The sequence below is a fragment of the Streptomyces coeruleorubidus genome (genome assembly GCF_008705135.1).
GTDB classification, from domain to species: Bacteria; Actinomycetota; Actinomycetes; order Streptomycetales; family Streptomycetaceae; genus Streptomyces; species Streptomyces coeruleofuscus.
In genome coordinates, this window is the sequence record NZ_CP023694.1 from 1,371,737 (window position 1) to 1,385,787 (window position 14,051).

Here is a 14,051-nt window from a genome sequence, read left to right on the forward strand (position 1 = left end):
CGCGATCGCCGCCCGCTGTTCCGGGCGGTGACCGCGGCTCACTCGCCTGCCGTCGTCAACTGGCGTCGGCGACGGTCTCCTTGGTCTTCTGTGCGGGAACCTCCGCGGGAACGGGCTCGTCGCCGCCCTCCAGGTCCTCGGCCGCGGTTTCGCCGTCCAGCACCTTCTTGGCCCGCTCGATGTCCAGCGCACCCTCCCAGCGGGACACCGCGAACACGGCGACGCAGTTGCCGAGCAGGTTCGTGACGACACGCATCGAGTCCATGATGCGGTCCACGCCGAGCAGCAGGGCGACGGCTCCGGCCGGAATGGCGCCCAGGGACGAGGCCGTCGCGGACAGGGCGAGGAACGCCGAGCCGGGGATGCCCGCCATGCCCTTGCTGGTCAGCATCAGCACCAGGACCACGGTGATCTGCTGGCCCAGGCTCAGATCCACGCCCACGGCCTGGGCGATGAACAGCGTGCCGATGGACAAGTAGAGCGAGGCGCCGTCGAGGTTGAAAGAGTAGCCCGTGGGCAGCACCAGACCCACCGCGTCGTCGCGGGCACCGGCCCGGCGCAGCTTCTGCATCACGCGCGGCATGACCGACTCGGTGGACGCGGTGCCGAGCGCAAGCAGCATCTCCTCGCGGATGTAGCGCAGGAACTTCCAGAGGCTGAGCCCGGTCACCATCCGCAGGGCGACGGCGAGCAGCGCGACGAACAGCGCGGCCGCCACGTAGCAGAGCACGATGAGCTTGGCGTACGTCTTCATCACGCCCAGCCCGTAGTTGCCGACCAGGTGGGCCATCGCGCCGAACACCGCGATCGGGGCCAGACGCATGATGAAGCCGACGACCGTGAAGATCACTTCCTGGGCCTGGTCGATGGCGGGCAGGATCTTCGGCACCTTGGTGTGCCCGAGGTGCAGCAGGGCGGCGCCCACCAGGCAGGCCAGGATGAGGACTTGGAGCAGTTCGTTCTCGGCGAAGGCCCCGACGAAGCTCTCGGGCAGCGCGTTGAGGACGAACTCGGTCGTCGAGGGCAGCTGGCCACCGCCCGTCGTCTGGTTCACCGCGGCGGCGTCCAGCGAGGAGGGGTCGACGTTCATGCCTTTGCCGGGCCCGACGACGTTGGCGGCGACGAGGCCGATGACCAGGGCGGCCGTCGAGGCGACCTCGAACCAGATGAGGGCCTTGACCCCGATCCGGCCGAACGCCTTCAGGTCACCGGCCTTGGCGATGCCGACGACGACCACGCAGAACACCAGAGGCGAGATCACCGTCTTGATGAGCCGGGTGAAACCGTCGCCGAGCGGCTGGAAAGCCGTGGCCGTGTCCGGCCACAGCTTCCCGACGACGATTCCCAGGACGAGCGCGCAGAGAACCTGCGCGAAGAGTGAGGTTCGCAGGGTGCGTGCGACGCGCCGCTGTAGGGACGGTACGGACGGTGGCACGGGGCCTCCTTGGGGGGACGGAGCACGGAAGCCGGAGGGGACTTCTGCAATACGGAAAGCGCATTCCGTAGCCGTACACTCTGGAGGCTGTCTTGATCGCGCACAAGACCGCAACGTTTCGGCCATGTAAAAGCACCCTAAGTGGCGCGTGTCACATAGGTCACACCCGCCCCGTCAGCAGCGGTGGCGGTCCCCCGTGAGCACCCCCTGCACGGTGGTCAGCGTGCGGTCGTAGCAACCGTGCGAGCCGTACAGCCGGTAGCGCTCGCTCGTCGTGCCGACCGCGTGCCGTTGGTCGCGGGGCACGTTCGCCGTGTAGGTGGCGTCTCCCGCGTAGGAGTCGTCGAGCCGTGACCACGCCGTACGGCGGCCGCCGCGCGTCTCGACGGCCGTGGCGCGGTCGCCGAGGGTCAGCACGGTGCGCAGCCGGTCGCCCGCGCCGAGGGTGGTCGTGCCGTCCATCGTGTAGGTCCGGTCGGTGCGGGTGGTGCGGGCCGGTCCGCGTCCGTCGACGGTCACCGACTCGTCGTCGGTCCAGGTGGCGTCGAGGGCATCGGTCGTCTCGCCGTCCACCCAGCGGTGCTCGGAGGAGGTGGCGAGCGAACGGCTGACAGTGGTCGTGACGCGGCCGTGCGAGGTGTCGACGTATCCGGCGACGGTCAGCCGGTGGGCGCCCTCGGTGTCGACCCGGTGCTCCGAAGCGGGCGTATACGACGAGGAGTTGGTGAGGTCGCCCGACTTGTGCACGGTGAGCTTCCCGGGAACGTGGGCGCGCTGCTCGTCCTGCCAGACGAGGACGTTCACAGGGGTGCTCCAGCCGGTCTGCCCCTCGGGCACGCCGACGACCGAGACCTCGACGCGGTGCGGGCGGCCGTCGTTGAGGAGCCCGGCGAAGGGGGTGAGGTCATAGGTGATCGGCTTGATGTCGAAGGCGCGCGGGCCCGGGATCACGTACCAGAGGAACGGGTTGGACCAGCCGCCGGTCCACACGGTGGGGAACGGTGCGGCGATGCCCGCGAGCCGGCCGTCCACGCGGATCTGCACCTCGCGGTAGGGGCCCTGGCCCGCCTTGCATGAGTACGGCGCCGGGTCGGGCACCGTCAGGTACCAGTACTCCTCGCAGCCGCCGCCGGAGCCGGTCGCGTACACCTCGGCGACGACGCGTTCGCTGTTGCGCGGCGTGGTGAGGGTGGTCGCGCCGTCGGTCCCCTGGTCGAGCGTGAGGACCCGGTCGGGGCTCTTCCCGTCGGGGCGGCCCTGATGGAACGTCAGCGTGACCTTGACGTCGAGGACACCCGTGTAGGTGTCGTCGACGACGTTCCCGATGAGCATCTCGACGTCCTGGCGGCCGCGGAAGGTGTCGCTGTAGCGGGTGACGTCCTTCTCCACCGACCACTCGATGCCGTCGGGCGAGGGCTGCGGTGTCGAGGTGCGGAAGATCTCGACCCCGCCGACGTGCAGGTAGCCGAGCCGGTCGTACTGGCGCCCCTTGACCTTGCCGTCGAGCCGCAGCACCACCTTGCTCCAGCGGTCACCGCAGTCGGCGGGCGGTGTGTACGTGCCCCGGTACGGGGTGAAGTCGCGGAACTGCGCCTGGGCCAGGGTGACTTCGCAGGCCCTGCCGCCGGGCTTCGCGACGGGCGGGGCGGCCGTGACCGGGTCGTGCCAGTCGGTGCCGAACTCGGCGGGGACGTCGGCCGCACGGGCGGGACCGGTCCCGAGGAGGGTGCTCGCCAGGAGGGTCGCCCCGGCAAGCATGGACATGACGATCCGTCTCTTCATGGGCGGTGTTCTACGGGGAGTCCGCCGCCTCCGCAATGAGCTCCTGTCCGCCGCGCAGCCCTGTTCCCACCCCTGTCGGCCGGTTCCGTTCGGTGGGTCGAAAACCGGTTGCCTCCGACCACGCGGCGAGGCGAACCTGTCACGGTTTGCTGCCCTCGGCCGAACCCCCATCCCCCCATCCCTCCACCCCCCATTCCCCCCTGACACGAGCCACTGGGACGTCATGCAGATTCAAGACCTTCCGTACCCCGACCCGGGCGTGCCGGACGCGCGTTCGGGTCCCCGATTCTTGTGGTGGCTCTTCCGGAATCAGCTGGGCGGGCAGCTCAAGTCGCTGGCCTGGGGGCTGCTGCACTTCGCCTCCGTCGCCGCGCTGCCGTTCTGCGTCGGTGTCGCCGTACAGGCCGTCGTCGACCGCTCCGGCGGGCAACTCGCCCTGGCGGGCGGCCTGCTGGCGCTGGCCTGCGTCGGCAACGCGGTCGGCGACACCTTCCTGCATCGCACCGCCGTCACCAACTGGATCACGGCGGCCGCCCGCGTCCAGCAGCTGCTCGCCCGCAAGGCCGCCCAGTTGGGCTCGGCGCTGACCCGGCGCGTCGCGGCCGGTGAGGTCGTGGCGGTCTCCACGGGTGACGTCGAGAAGATCGGCTGGTTCGTGGAGGCCTGGTCGCGGTTCACCGCCGCCCTGGTCACCATCGTGCTGGTCTGCGCCGCTCTGCTCGTCTACCAGCCCGCGCTCGGCGTCGTCGTCGCCGTGGGTCTGCCCGTGCTGGCGCTCGCCGTGCTGCCCCTGCTGCCCCGTGCCACCCGGCGCGCCGACGTCCAGCGCGAGAAGGCCGGACGCGCCACCGAACTCGCTTCGGACACCGTCGCCGGCCTGCGCGTACTGCGCGGCATCGGCGGTGAGGAACTGTTCCTCGACCGCTACCGCCGCGCCTCCCAGGAGGTCCGGCACGCCGCGGTGCGCAGCGCCCGGATGTGGTCCCTGATCTCCGCGATCCAGGTCCTGCTGCCGGGTCTGCTGCTCATCGCCGTCGTCTGGTACGGCGTGCACCTGGCGCGCCAGGGCCGGATCACCGTCGGCGAACTGGTCACCGTCTACAGCTCGGTGATGGTCCTCACCTATCCGCTGCGGCACTTCGAGGAGATCGCCATGGCGTACTCCTTCTCCCGGCCGTCCGCCAAACGGGCCGCGGGCGTGCTCGCGCTGGAGCGGGCCACGGACACCGCCGGGTCGCGCCAGGCCGACCTCCCCTCCGGAGACCTGTACGACCCGGACACCGGGCTGCTCGCGAGCGCCGGCCTGCTCACGGCCGTGGTGTGCGGCGACCCGGACGCGGCGGGCCGGCTGGCGGAACGACTGGGCGGACACCCGCCGCAGGAGGGCACGTCAGTGCTGCTGGGCGGCGTGCCGCTCGACGAACTCCCGCTGGACTGTGCCCGCACGGCCGTCCTCGTCCAGGACAAGGACCCGGTGCTGCTGTCCGGCTCGCTGCGCGAACTGCTCGACGTGCCCGCGTCGGGCGCTGTCGAACCGCGGGCGGCGCTGGCTGCCGCGCAGTGCGACGACGTGCTCGCGGCGCTGGTGCAGGGCTCGGTGGACGCCGCCGACCCCATGGACGCCCGGATCACCGAACGCGGCCGGTCCCTGTCCGGCGGCCAGCGCCAGCGGCTCGCGCTCGCCCGGTCGCTGATCACGGATCCGGAGGTGCTCGTCCTGGACGAGCCGACCTCGGCCGTCGACTCGCACACCGAGGCACGGATCGCGCAGGGCGTGCGGGAGCTGCGCGCGGGGCGCACGACCGTGGTGCTCACCTCCTCGCCGCTGCTGCTGGACCGCGCCGACCGGGTGGTGTTCCTGCACGAGGGCGAGGTCGCGGCGGTGGGCGCCCACCGCGAGCTGGTGCACACCGAGCCCCGCTACCGCGCGGTGGTCACCCGCGAGACGGACGACGAGGTCGCGCTGACCGGTTCCGTCGCCCTGAAGGACGTCCTGCACGAACTGGAAGAGCACGAACTGGAAGAGATCGAGGAGAAGGCATGATCGGCGTAGCGCCACCGGCGTACGATCCGGCGGCTCCGACGACGGCGAACACCCTGCCGGTCGGTGCCCCCACGACCGTCCGCGCCTACGTGGCCGAACTGCTGCGCCGGCACCGCCGGGCGTTCCTCCTGCTCGTCCTCGTCAACACGGTCGCCGTCGTCGCCTCGATGGCCGGTCCGTGGCTGCTGGGCGGGGTTGTGGAGCGGGTGTCCGACGGGGCCCGGGACCTGCGACTGGAACTCACCGCGGGGCTCTTCGTGACGGCACTGGCCGTCCAGGCACTGTTCGTCCGCCAGGTGCGGCTGCGCGGCGCGATGCTCGGCGAGCGGATGCTGGCCGACCTGCGCGAGGACTTCCTCGTACGGTCGGTCGGGCTGCCGCCCGGCGTGCTGGAGCGGGCCGGGACCGGCGATCTGCTGTCGCGGATCACCACGGACATCGACCGGCTGGCCAACGCCATGCGCGAGGCCGTGCCGCAGCTGTCGATCGGCGTGGTGTGGGTGGTGCTGCTGATGGGCGGGCTGGTCGTCACGGCGCCGCCGCTGGCGCTCGCCGTGCTGCTCGCCCTGCCGCTGCTGATCACCGGCTGCCGCTGGTACTTCCGGCGGGCACCGGCCGCCTACCGCTCGGAGTCCGCCGGGTACGCCGCCGTGGCCGCCGCGCTCGCCGAGACCGTGGACGCCGGGCGCACCGTCGAGGCGCACCGCCTCGGCGACCGGCGCGTCGCGCTGTCCGAGCGCCGGATCCGGGAGTGGACGGCCTGGGAGCGGTACACGATGTGGCTGCGGTCGGTGCTCTTCCCGGTCGTCAACGTCACCCACGTCACCGTGCTCGCCTCGGTCCTCCTGGTCGGCGGCGTGTTCGCGCTGCACGGCTGGATCGACGTCGGCCAGCTCACGACGGGCGCGCTGATCGCCCAGATGCTCGTCGACCCGGTGGGCATGATCCTGCGCTGGTACGACGAGCTCCAGGTGGCCCAGGTGTCGCTGGCCCGGCTCGTCGGAGTCCGGGACATCGAGCCGGAGGCCGGCGACCCGTCCGTGTCCCCCGACGGACGCCATGTGCACGCCGACCGGGTGCACTTCGGCTACGTGGACGGCGTGGACGTCCTGCGCAAGGTGTCGCTGGAGGTCTCCCCCGGCACGCGGCTGGCCCTGGTCGGCCCCTCGGGTGCGGGCAAGTCGACGCTGGGCCGGCTCCTCGCCGGGATCTACGCGCCCCGGGACGGCCGGATCACCCTGGGCAGCGCCGAGCTGTCCCGGATGCCGGCGGAACGCGTCCGCGCCCACGTCGCCCTCGTCAACCAGGAGCACCACGTCTTCGTGGGCTCCCTGCGCGACAACCTCCGGCTCGCCCGGACCGGTGCCGGCGACGCCGAGCTGTGGGCGGCGCTGGGCGCGGTCGACGCGGACGGCTGGGCCCGGGCGCTCGACGACGGCCTGGACACCGAGGTCGGCTCGGGCGGACTGACGCTCACCCCCGCGCAGGCCCAGCAGATCGCGCTGGCCCGCCTGGTGCTGGCGGACCCGCACACCCTGGTCCTGGACGAGGCGACGTCCCTGCTCGACCCACGCGCCGCCCGCCACCTGGAACGATCCCTGGCCAAGGTCCTCGACGGCCGCACGGTCGTCGCCATCGCCCACCGCCTCCACACCGCCCACGACGCGGACGTCATCGCCGTCGTCGAGAACGGCCGCATCAGCGAACTGGGCAGCCACGAGGAACTGGTGGCGGCGGATGGGGCGTATGCGGCGTTGTGGAGGTCGTGGCACGGCTGACAAGCCGGTGACGCCGGTGCCGAGGGTGACAAGGACGTCGTGAGACGCGAGGCCTCGGGGCGCGCGTCGTGAGACGCGAGGCCTCGGGGCGCGCGTCGTGAGACGCGGGGCCTCGGGGCGCCCGGCCGGGAGGCACGGCGTCCCGAACGACCTGCCCTCTGAGAGCGGGGCCGGACGGTCGGCTCCGGCCAGGCCCAGTCCGGTCCGGTCCGGTCCGGGGCCCGGCCCCGATCGACCGGCATCTGGGTCGGTCCTGCCTTCCGGACGGTCCCGCCCGGGGGGGCCGCTTCCGGGGGTCCGTCCCGGGAGGCCCGTCCCGGGAAGTCCGTCCCGGGAGGCCCGTCCCGGGGATCCGCCCCGGGGGGCCGCCTCCGCAGGGCCACCTCCACGAAGCAACCCCGAGGGCCATTTCCGGGCGGCTACCTCGGCAGCGCCACCTCCGGGGGCTACCTCCGCAGAGTCACCTCCAGGAAGCCACCTCCAGGGGGCTACCTCCAGGGGGCTACCTCCAGGGGGCTACCTCCGCAGGGCCACGTCCGGCAGGCCGCTTCGCGGGGGGGCGCTTCGCGGGGGGCTTCGCGGGCCACCCTCCGCAGGGCCACCTCTAGGGGGCTACCTCCGCAGGGCCACCTCCGGGGGCTCCACCGCAGGCCACCTCCGGGGGCTCCGCCGCAGGCCACCTCCGGGGGCGTCTCGGGAGGTGGGCCTCCGGAGGTGGCCCGGGTTCGGCCCGGGCCAGGGTCGGCACGGACCAGGGCCGGCACGGACCAGGGCCGGCACGGACCAGGGCCGGCGCGGCCTCCTGGTTGGTGACCGCCGGAGGCGTTCCGTGGCGTTGCGCGGTCCCGAGGCTGGGTGGAAGGCTGGAAACAGGCACCGGCTCGGGGGATCGCCCGGGAACCGCGGCAGCGGTCCGGCGGCGGGCGGCGTCAGTGCTCCGTGTGGCGGCGGCCCGGCGCGGGCCCCGGTGTGAACGGGCCCGCCCCACCCCCTGGAGGTACCCGTGAAGAGCTCCGACGGCTGGGGAGACGACGTCTACCAGCCGGAACCATCCGAGCAGAGAGAGGACACGGGGCTGCTCGACGCCGAGGACACCCTGGAGTACGACGGCGTCGACGATCCCCTCGACCGGGGCTGGTCCCCTCCCGAGCGGCCCTGGGCCGTGGAGCACAGCGGCGTCACCGCGGCGGAGCGGCAGCGGGGCGAGACGCTGGACCAGCGGCTCGCCGAGGAGCTGCCGGAGCCCGTCGCCCCGGACGGTGACGGTCTCGGGGACTGCCAGGGCACCGACGGGGAACTCCTGGACAACGAGGTCGGCGACGCCCGCTCCGGCCGGCTCGTGGCCCCCGACGAGGGCGCGCACGAGGACGAGGAGAGCGCGCTGGTCGCCATGGACGTGGGCATCGACGGCGCGGCGGCGTCGGCCGAGGAGGCAGCCGTGCACATCGTCGACGAGGACGTCCTGCCCGGCTGATCGCAGAACCGACCCGAGCCGCACGAGGAGCAGCCATGCAGCAGGACAAGCACCCCGACTACCACGCCGTCGTCTTCCGCGACCGGGCCGCCGGTTACGCCTTCCTGACCCGGTCCACCGCGACCAGCGACCAGACCATCGAGTGGGACGACGGCGAGACCTACCCGGTCGTGGACGTGGAGATCTCCTCGGAGAGCCACCCCTTCTACACGGGCAAGGCCCGCACGGTGGACTCGGAGGGCCGGGTCGCCGCGTACGAGCGCCGGTACGGCGGCCGCTGAGCCCGTCCTCCGGCTCGGCAGGCGCTCAGATGACGTTGAGCGCCGCCGCGCAGCCCACCCCGCCGAGCAGCATGAACACCGGCATCAGCACCTTGAGCTCCACCCAGCTGCCCGCCCGGAACCGCATGAACTTCGGCGGCCCGACCGGGTACCAGCGCTTGCGGCCTACGGGGATCGGCCACAGGATCGGGCAGCCGGAGACGGTCAGCGCGTCCCCGATGTCGTGCACGATCGCGCCCAGCACGACCGGCAGGCCCAGCCACAGGTACTCCTGGCCCGGCGCCGTGAACAGCCAGTCCGCGCCGTTGCCCGTCTTGTCCAGCACACCCGCGAGGATCCACGCGGTGGCCGCGGCCAGCAGCCACACCAGGACCTCGCTGCTGGAACCGCGCGTCGCGCGCCACAGCAGACCCTCGATGGCCAGGACCATGTGCACGAAGAGGATCGCCAGCACCCCCCAGCGGTCACTGGTGATCGCCACGACCGAGGTGCCCGCACCGATCAGCACCGCCCACAGCCAGGTGTGCGTGAGCGTCCGGTGCCCGCCGGAGCGACGCGGGTCACCCTGCTTCTTCGTGGCCTTGTAGACGGCGTACGACAGCTTGTCGACGATCTCGCACAGCCAGCGCGACACCGGTCCGAAGGACCGCGAGATGGTCGCCGCCTTGTGGTCCAGGTCGGGGGCGAGCGCGGCACCGGCGCAGATCAGAGCGCCGACGAGGAGGACCGGCCAGGGCATCGGGTGCCCGGCCGCGGCGGCCGCCGCACCGACGCCGAGCCAGGCGGCGCCGCCCGACAGTGAGTGTGCTGGTCCCATCATCGGCGTTGCCCGCCCCATTCCTCGTGTACCGCTGTCCAGTTGACCGGCGCGTGACATCCCGTCGGCGACACAGCGTAGCGTTCGCGATCTTCGTGCCCGCAGCCGATTCCCGCATCGGGCAGGAGGCCAGGCAAGATGGGGGGCGTGACCCTCATCGATCAGCTGCCGCGGACCGCCGACCCCGACGCCCTGTACGAAGCCTTCGAGTCGTGGGCCGGTGAGCGGGGTCTCACGCTCTATCCCCACCAGGAGGAGGCGCTGATCGAGGTGGTCTCCGGCGCGAACGTGATCGTGTCGACGCCCACCGGTTCCGGCAAGAGCATGATCGCGGCGGGTGCGCACTTCGCCGCGCTGGCCCGGGACGAGGTCACCTTCTACACCGCCCCGATCAAGGCGCTGGTGTCGGAGAAGTTCTTCGAACTGTGCAAGATCTTCGGCACGGAGAACGTCGGCATGCTGACCGGCGACGCGTCCGTCAACTCCGACGCCCCCGTGATCTGCTGCACCGCCGAGGTGCTCGCGTCGATCGCGCTGCGCGACGGCAAGCAGGCGGACGTCGGCCAGGTCGTGATGGACGAGTTCCACTTCTACGCGGAGGGCGACCGCGGCTGGGCCTGGCAGATCCCGATCCTGGAACTGCCGCAGGCGCAGTTCGTGCTGATGTCGGCGACGCTGGGCGACGTCTCCTTCTTCGAGAAGGACCTCACCCGCCGCACCGGCCGCCCGACCGCGGTGGTCCGGTCGGCGACCCGCCCCGTGCCCCTGTCGTACGAGTACCGCTACACCCCGCTCACGGAGACGCTCACCGACCTGCTGGCAGCCCGGCAGGCGCCCGTCTACATCGTGCACTTCACGCAGGCGCAGGCCGTGGAGCGGGCGCAGGCGCTGATGAGCATCAACATGTGCTCGCGCGAGGAGAAGGAGCAGATCGCCGAGCTGATCGGCAACTTCCGCTTCACGACGAAGTTCGGCCGCAACCTCTCCCGTTACGTCCGGCACGGCATCGGCGTCCATCACGCCGGCATGCTGCCCAAGTACCGCCGCCTGGTGGAGAAGCTCGCGCAGGCCGGCCTGCTGAAGGTCATCTGCGGCACGGACACGCTCGGCGTGGGCGTCAACGTCCCCATCCGCACGGTGCTGTTCACGGCCCTCACCAAGTACGACGGCACGCGCGTGCGCACCCTGCGCGCCCGGGAGTTCCACCAGATCGCGGGCCGTGCCGGGCGGGCCGGTTACGACACGGAGGGCTTCGTCGTCGCGCAGGCGCCCGAGCACGTCGTCGAGAACGAGAAGGCGCTCGCCAAGGCGGGTGACGATCCGAAGAAGCGCCGCAAGGTCGTCCGCAAGAAGGCGCCCGAGGGCTTCGTCGCGTGGTCGGAGCAGACCTTCGAGAAGCTCATCACCTCCGAACCGGAGCCGCTGACCTCCCGGTTCCGCGTGACGCACACAATGCTGCTGTCGGTGATCGCCCGCCCCGGCAACGCCTTCGAGGCGATGCGCCACCTGCTGGAGGACAACCACGAGCCGCGCAAGCAGCAGCTGCGGCACATCCGCCGCGCCATCGCGATCTACCGCTCGCTGCTGGACGGCGGCATCGTCGAGAAGCTCGATGAGCCGGACGCGACCGGCCGCGTCGTCCGCCTCACCGTCGACCTCCAGCAGGACTTCGCGCTCAACCAGCCGCTGTCCACGTTCGCGCTGGCCGCGTTCGAGCTGCTTGACCCCGAATCTCCGTCGTACGCGCTCGACATGGTGTCCGTGGTCGAGTCCACCCTGGACGACCCGCGGCAGATCCTCGCCGCCCAGCAGAACAAGGCGCGCGGCGAGGCCGTGGCCGCGATGAAGGCGGACGGCGTCGAGTACGAGGAGCGCATGGAGCGGCTCCAGGACATCACGTACCCGAAGCCGCTGGAGGAGCTGCTCTTCCACGCGTACGACACGTACCGCAAGAGCCACCCCTGGGTCGGTGACCATCCGCTGTCGCCGAAGTCGGTCATCCGGGACATGTACGAACGGGCGCTGACTTTCACGGAGTTGGTGTCCCACTACGAGCTGGCGCGCACCGAGGGCATCGTGCTGCGCTACCTGGCCAGCGCTTACAAGGCCCTCGACCACACCGTCCCGGACGACCTCAAGTCCGAGGACCTCCAGGACCTGATCGAGTGGCTGGGCGAGATGGTGCGCCAGGTCGACTCCAGTCTGCTGGACGAGTGGGAGCAGCTCGCCAACCCCGAGGTGATGACCGCCGAGGAGGCCCAGGAGAAGGCCGACGAGGTCAAGCCGGTCACGGCCAACGCGCGTGCCTTCCGCGTCCTGGTCCGCAACGCCATGTTCCGCCGGGTGGAGCTGGCCGCCCTCGACCAGGTCGAGGAGTTGGGCGAGATGGACGCGGAGTCCGGCTGGGACGCCGACGCGTGGGGCGAGGCGATGGACAAGTACTGGGACGAGTACGACGACCTCGGCACCGGCCCCGACGCCCGTGGCCCCAAGCTGCTGATCATCGAGGAGGAGCCGGAGAACGCCCTGTGGCGGGTCCGGCAGATCTTCCACGACCCGAACGGCGACCACGACTGGGGCATCAGCGCGGAGGTCGACCTGACCGCCTCGGACGCGGAGAGCCGCGCGGTCGTCCGGGTCACCGACGTCGGCCAGCTGTGAACGGCCGGGCAGCAGCGAACACAGGAGAATCCCACGCATGACGACGAACCCGGCCGAGAGACTGGTCGACCTGCTCGATCTGGAGCAGATCGAGGTCAACATCTTCCGTGGCCGCAGTCCGCAGGAGTCCCTCCAGCGGGTCTTCGGCGGCCAGGTGGCGGGCCAGGCCCTGGTCGCCGCCGGCCGCACCACGGACGGCGACCGTCCCGTGCACTCGCTGCACGCGTACTTCCTGCGCCCGGGCATCCCGGGCGTGCCGATCGTCTACCAGGTCGAGCGGGTGCGCGACGGGCGGTCGTTCACGACCCGCCGGGTCACGGCCGTGCAGCAGGGCCGTACGATCTTCAATCTCACCGCCTCCTTCCACAAGCCGGAGGAGGGCAGCTTCGAGCACCAGCTGCCGCCGGCCCGCAAGGTCCCGGACCCGGAGTCCCTGCCCACGGTCACGGACGAGATCCGCGAGCATCTGGGCGCGCTGCCCGAGCAGTTGGAGCGGATGGCCCGCCGCCAGCCCTTCGACATCCGCTACGTGGACCGGCTGCGCTGGGCCACCGAGGAGGTCGCGGACGCCGAGCCGCGCAGCGCCGTGTGGATGCGCGCGGTCGGGCCGCTCGGCGACGACCCGCTCGTGCACACCTGCGCCCTCACCTACGCCAGCGACATGACCCTTCTGGACGCGGTCCGCATCCCGGTCGAGCCGCTCTGGGGCCCGCGGGGCTTCGACATGGCGTCACTGGACCACGCCATGTGGTTCCACCGCCCGTTCCGGGCCGACGACTGGCTGCTGTACGACCAGGAGTCGCCCATCGCGGTCGGCGGCCGCGGTCTGGCCCGGGGCCGGATCTACGACCGTGAGGGCCGGCTGGTCGTGTCGGTCGTGCAGGAGGGGCTCTTCCGCAAGCTCGACTGACCTGGTCATGTGCCGGTCGGGGCCGCTCTTCGGGGCTCCGATCGCGCCCATGCCCGGTTCCGGCGACCATGGCGGGAGGAGGCACTCTGCCAGCGATCACCCGCCCGCCGGTCCGGGAGGTGACCACGCTGCACACCGTGCTCCCCGTCGTCTTCGCGGTCTGCGCGGCCCTCAGCAACGCCGTCGCGACGGTGTTGCAGCGCAAGGCGGCCCTCACCGTGCCGCACTCCCAGGGGCTCAGGGCCGGGCTGATCACCGACCTGCTGCGCCGGCCCGTCTGGCTGGCCGGCATCCTCGCGGTGATCGGCGCCGCCGTCTGCCAGGCGCTGGCGCTGGCGACCGGACCGCTGACGATCGTGCAGTCACCGCGTAGCTGATCGCCGTCGCGCCTCCCAGACACGCCGCCCGGGCCCGGCCCTCCGGGCGTCGCAGAGCGGCGACGGCGACATCAGCAGCGACGCGACCACTAGGGCGTGTCCGCAAAGTCCCGCCTGCCCCGCGACGCCCGGCACGCACTCTCGCCGCACCGTGCGAACAGCGGCTGGAGAACGCGATGCAGGCCGGTCCCCTGGTCGCCTCGCAGCCCGCGCTCACCCTCGGCGACGCCATGGTGAGCCTCGCCCTCGACATCACCCTGTACGAGGAGACGGTCCGCGCCGGGTGGTGGCTGCTGCCCCAGCTGTTCGGCGTCGCGCTGAGCGCCGCAGGGGTGCTCGCCCTCTCGCGAATTCCGTTCACACAGTCACTCGTGGCGCCGGACGAGGACCAGGACCACCGGACGGCGGGAGTGCCGTGAGGGCCTGGCCCCCGGCGACTGTCCGGTCCGGGCCGGCCCGAACGCTGTCCTGCCCCCGGGACTGACCGGTCCT

General features: G+C 71.9%; 11 protein-coding genes. 8 read left to right on the forward strand and 3 right to left on the reverse strand.

Translation table 11 applies throughout. The features are described from left to right. Positions 1-55 precede the first annotated feature (55 nt). Both CP976_RS06150 and CP976_RS06155 read right to left on the reverse strand, forming a co-directional pair. Complete coding sequence (locus tag CP976_RS06150) at positions 56-1,435, reverse strand: cation:dicarboxylate symporter family transporter (protein ID WP_150479401.1); 1,380 nt, start codon at positions 1,433-1,435, stop codon at positions 56-58. 174 nt (positions 1,436-1,609) lie between these two features. Next, on the reverse strand, positions 1,610-3,217 hold the full coding sequence (locus CP976_RS06155) for a peptide-N4-asparagine amidase (RefSeq protein WP_190146974.1): 1,608 nt from the start codon (positions 3,215-3,217) through the stop codon (positions 1,610-1,612). A 223-nt stretch (positions 3,218-3,440) separates the two neighbouring features. On the opposite strand from CP976_RS06155, the gene CP976_RS06160 reads away from it, so the two are divergent. The 4 genes from CP976_RS06160 to CP976_RS06175 all read left to right on the forward strand — a co-directional run bounded on the left by CP976_RS06160 (position 3,441) and on the right by CP976_RS06175 (position 8,794). After that, positions 3,441-5,261, forward strand: coding sequence for an ABC transporter ATP-binding protein (locus CP976_RS06160; RefSeq protein ID WP_150479402.1), 1,821 nt, complete (start codon positions 3,441-3,443; stop codon positions 5,259-5,261). Continuing rightward, positions 5,258-7,039 carry an ABC transporter ATP-binding protein gene (locus tag CP976_RS06165; RefSeq protein WP_150479403.1) on the forward strand — a complete coding sequence of 594 codons (1,782 nt, stop codon included), beginning with the start codon at positions 5,258-5,260 and terminating at the stop codon, positions 7,037-7,039. Before CP976_RS06160 ends, CP976_RS06165 begins: the two co-directional genes overlap by 4 nt. 1,003 nt (positions 7,040-8,042) lie before the next feature. Next, positions 8,043-8,513 (forward strand): DUF5709 domain-containing protein, encoded by a 471-nt coding sequence (locus CP976_RS06170; RefSeq protein WP_150479404.1) that lies wholly within the window; start codon positions 8,043-8,045, stop codon positions 8,511-8,513. A 35-nt stretch (positions 8,514-8,548) separates the two neighbouring features. Beyond that, positions 8,549-8,794 (forward strand): type B 50S ribosomal protein L31, encoded by a 246-nt coding sequence (locus CP976_RS06175; RefSeq protein ID WP_150479405.1) that lies wholly within the window; start codon positions 8,549-8,551, stop codon positions 8,792-8,794. Positions 8,795-8,819: 25 nt separating this feature from the next. On the opposite strand, the gene CP976_RS06180 is transcribed toward CP976_RS06175, so the two are convergent. Further along, positions 8,820-9,614, reverse strand: coding sequence for a metal-dependent hydrolase (locus CP976_RS06180; RefSeq protein WP_150479406.1), 795 nt, complete (start codon positions 9,612-9,614; stop codon positions 8,820-8,822). 144 nt (positions 9,615-9,758) lie between these two features. Between CP976_RS06180 and CP976_RS06185 the strand changes: the two genes are divergently transcribed. The 4 genes from CP976_RS06185 (at position 9,759) to CP976_RS06205 (ending at position 13,978) form a co-directional block, all read left to right on the forward strand. Then, positions 9,759-12,272: a DEAD/DEAH box helicase gene (locus CP976_RS06185; protein WP_167537285.1), complete on the forward strand. Its 2,514-nt coding sequence runs from the start codon at positions 9,759-9,761 to the stop codon at positions 12,270-12,272. A gap of 37 nt (positions 12,273-12,309) precedes the next feature. After that, the gene (locus tag CP976_RS06190; protein ID WP_150479408.1) at positions 12,310-13,182 is read left to right on the forward strand and encodes an acyl-CoA thioesterase; all 873 of its coding nucleotides are present in this window, start codon (positions 12,310-12,312) and stop codon (positions 13,180-13,182) included. A 119-nt stretch (positions 13,183-13,301) separates the two neighbouring features. After that, positions 13,302-13,559 (forward strand): DMT family protein, encoded by a 258-nt coding sequence (locus tag CP976_RS06195; RefSeq protein ID WP_373304898.1) that lies wholly within the window; start codon positions 13,302-13,304, stop codon positions 13,557-13,559. 176 nt (positions 13,560-13,735) lie between these two features. After that, positions 13,736-13,978 carry a hypothetical protein gene (locus tag CP976_RS06205; RefSeq protein ID WP_373304897.1) on the forward strand — a complete coding sequence of 81 codons (243 nt, stop codon included), beginning with the start codon at positions 13,736-13,738 and terminating at the stop codon, positions 13,976-13,978. Positions 13,979-14,051: the final 73 nt, after the last annotated feature.

Bases quoted from the DNA above. Each gene is read 5' to 3' on its own strand.
- CP976_RS06165 (WP_150479403.1), top strand. From the start codon at position 5,258: ATGATCGGCGTAGCGCCACCGGCGTACGATCCGGCGGCTCCGACGACG.
- CP976_RS06205 (WP_373304897.1), top strand. From the start codon at position 13,736: ATGCAGGCCGGTCCCCTGGTCGCCTCGCAGCCCGCGCTCACCCTCGGC.
- CP976_RS06175 (WP_150479405.1), top strand. From the start codon at position 8,549: ATGCAGCAGGACAAGCACCCCGACTACCACGCCGTCGTCTTCCGCGAC.
- CP976_RS06155 (WP_190146974.1), bottom strand. From the start codon at position 3,217: ATGAAGAGACGGATCGTCATGTCCATGCTTGCCGGGGCGACCCTCCTG.
- CP976_RS06160 (WP_150479402.1), top strand. From the start codon at position 3,441: ATGCAGATTCAAGACCTTCCGTACCCCGACCCGGGCGTGCCGGACGCG.
- CP976_RS06180 (WP_150479406.1), bottom strand. From the start codon at position 9,614: ATGATGGGACCAGCACACTCACTGTCGGGCGGCGCCGCCTGGCTCGGC.
- CP976_RS06190 (WP_150479408.1), top strand. From the start codon at position 12,310: ATGACGACGAACCCGGCCGAGAGACTGGTCGACCTGCTCGATCTGGAG.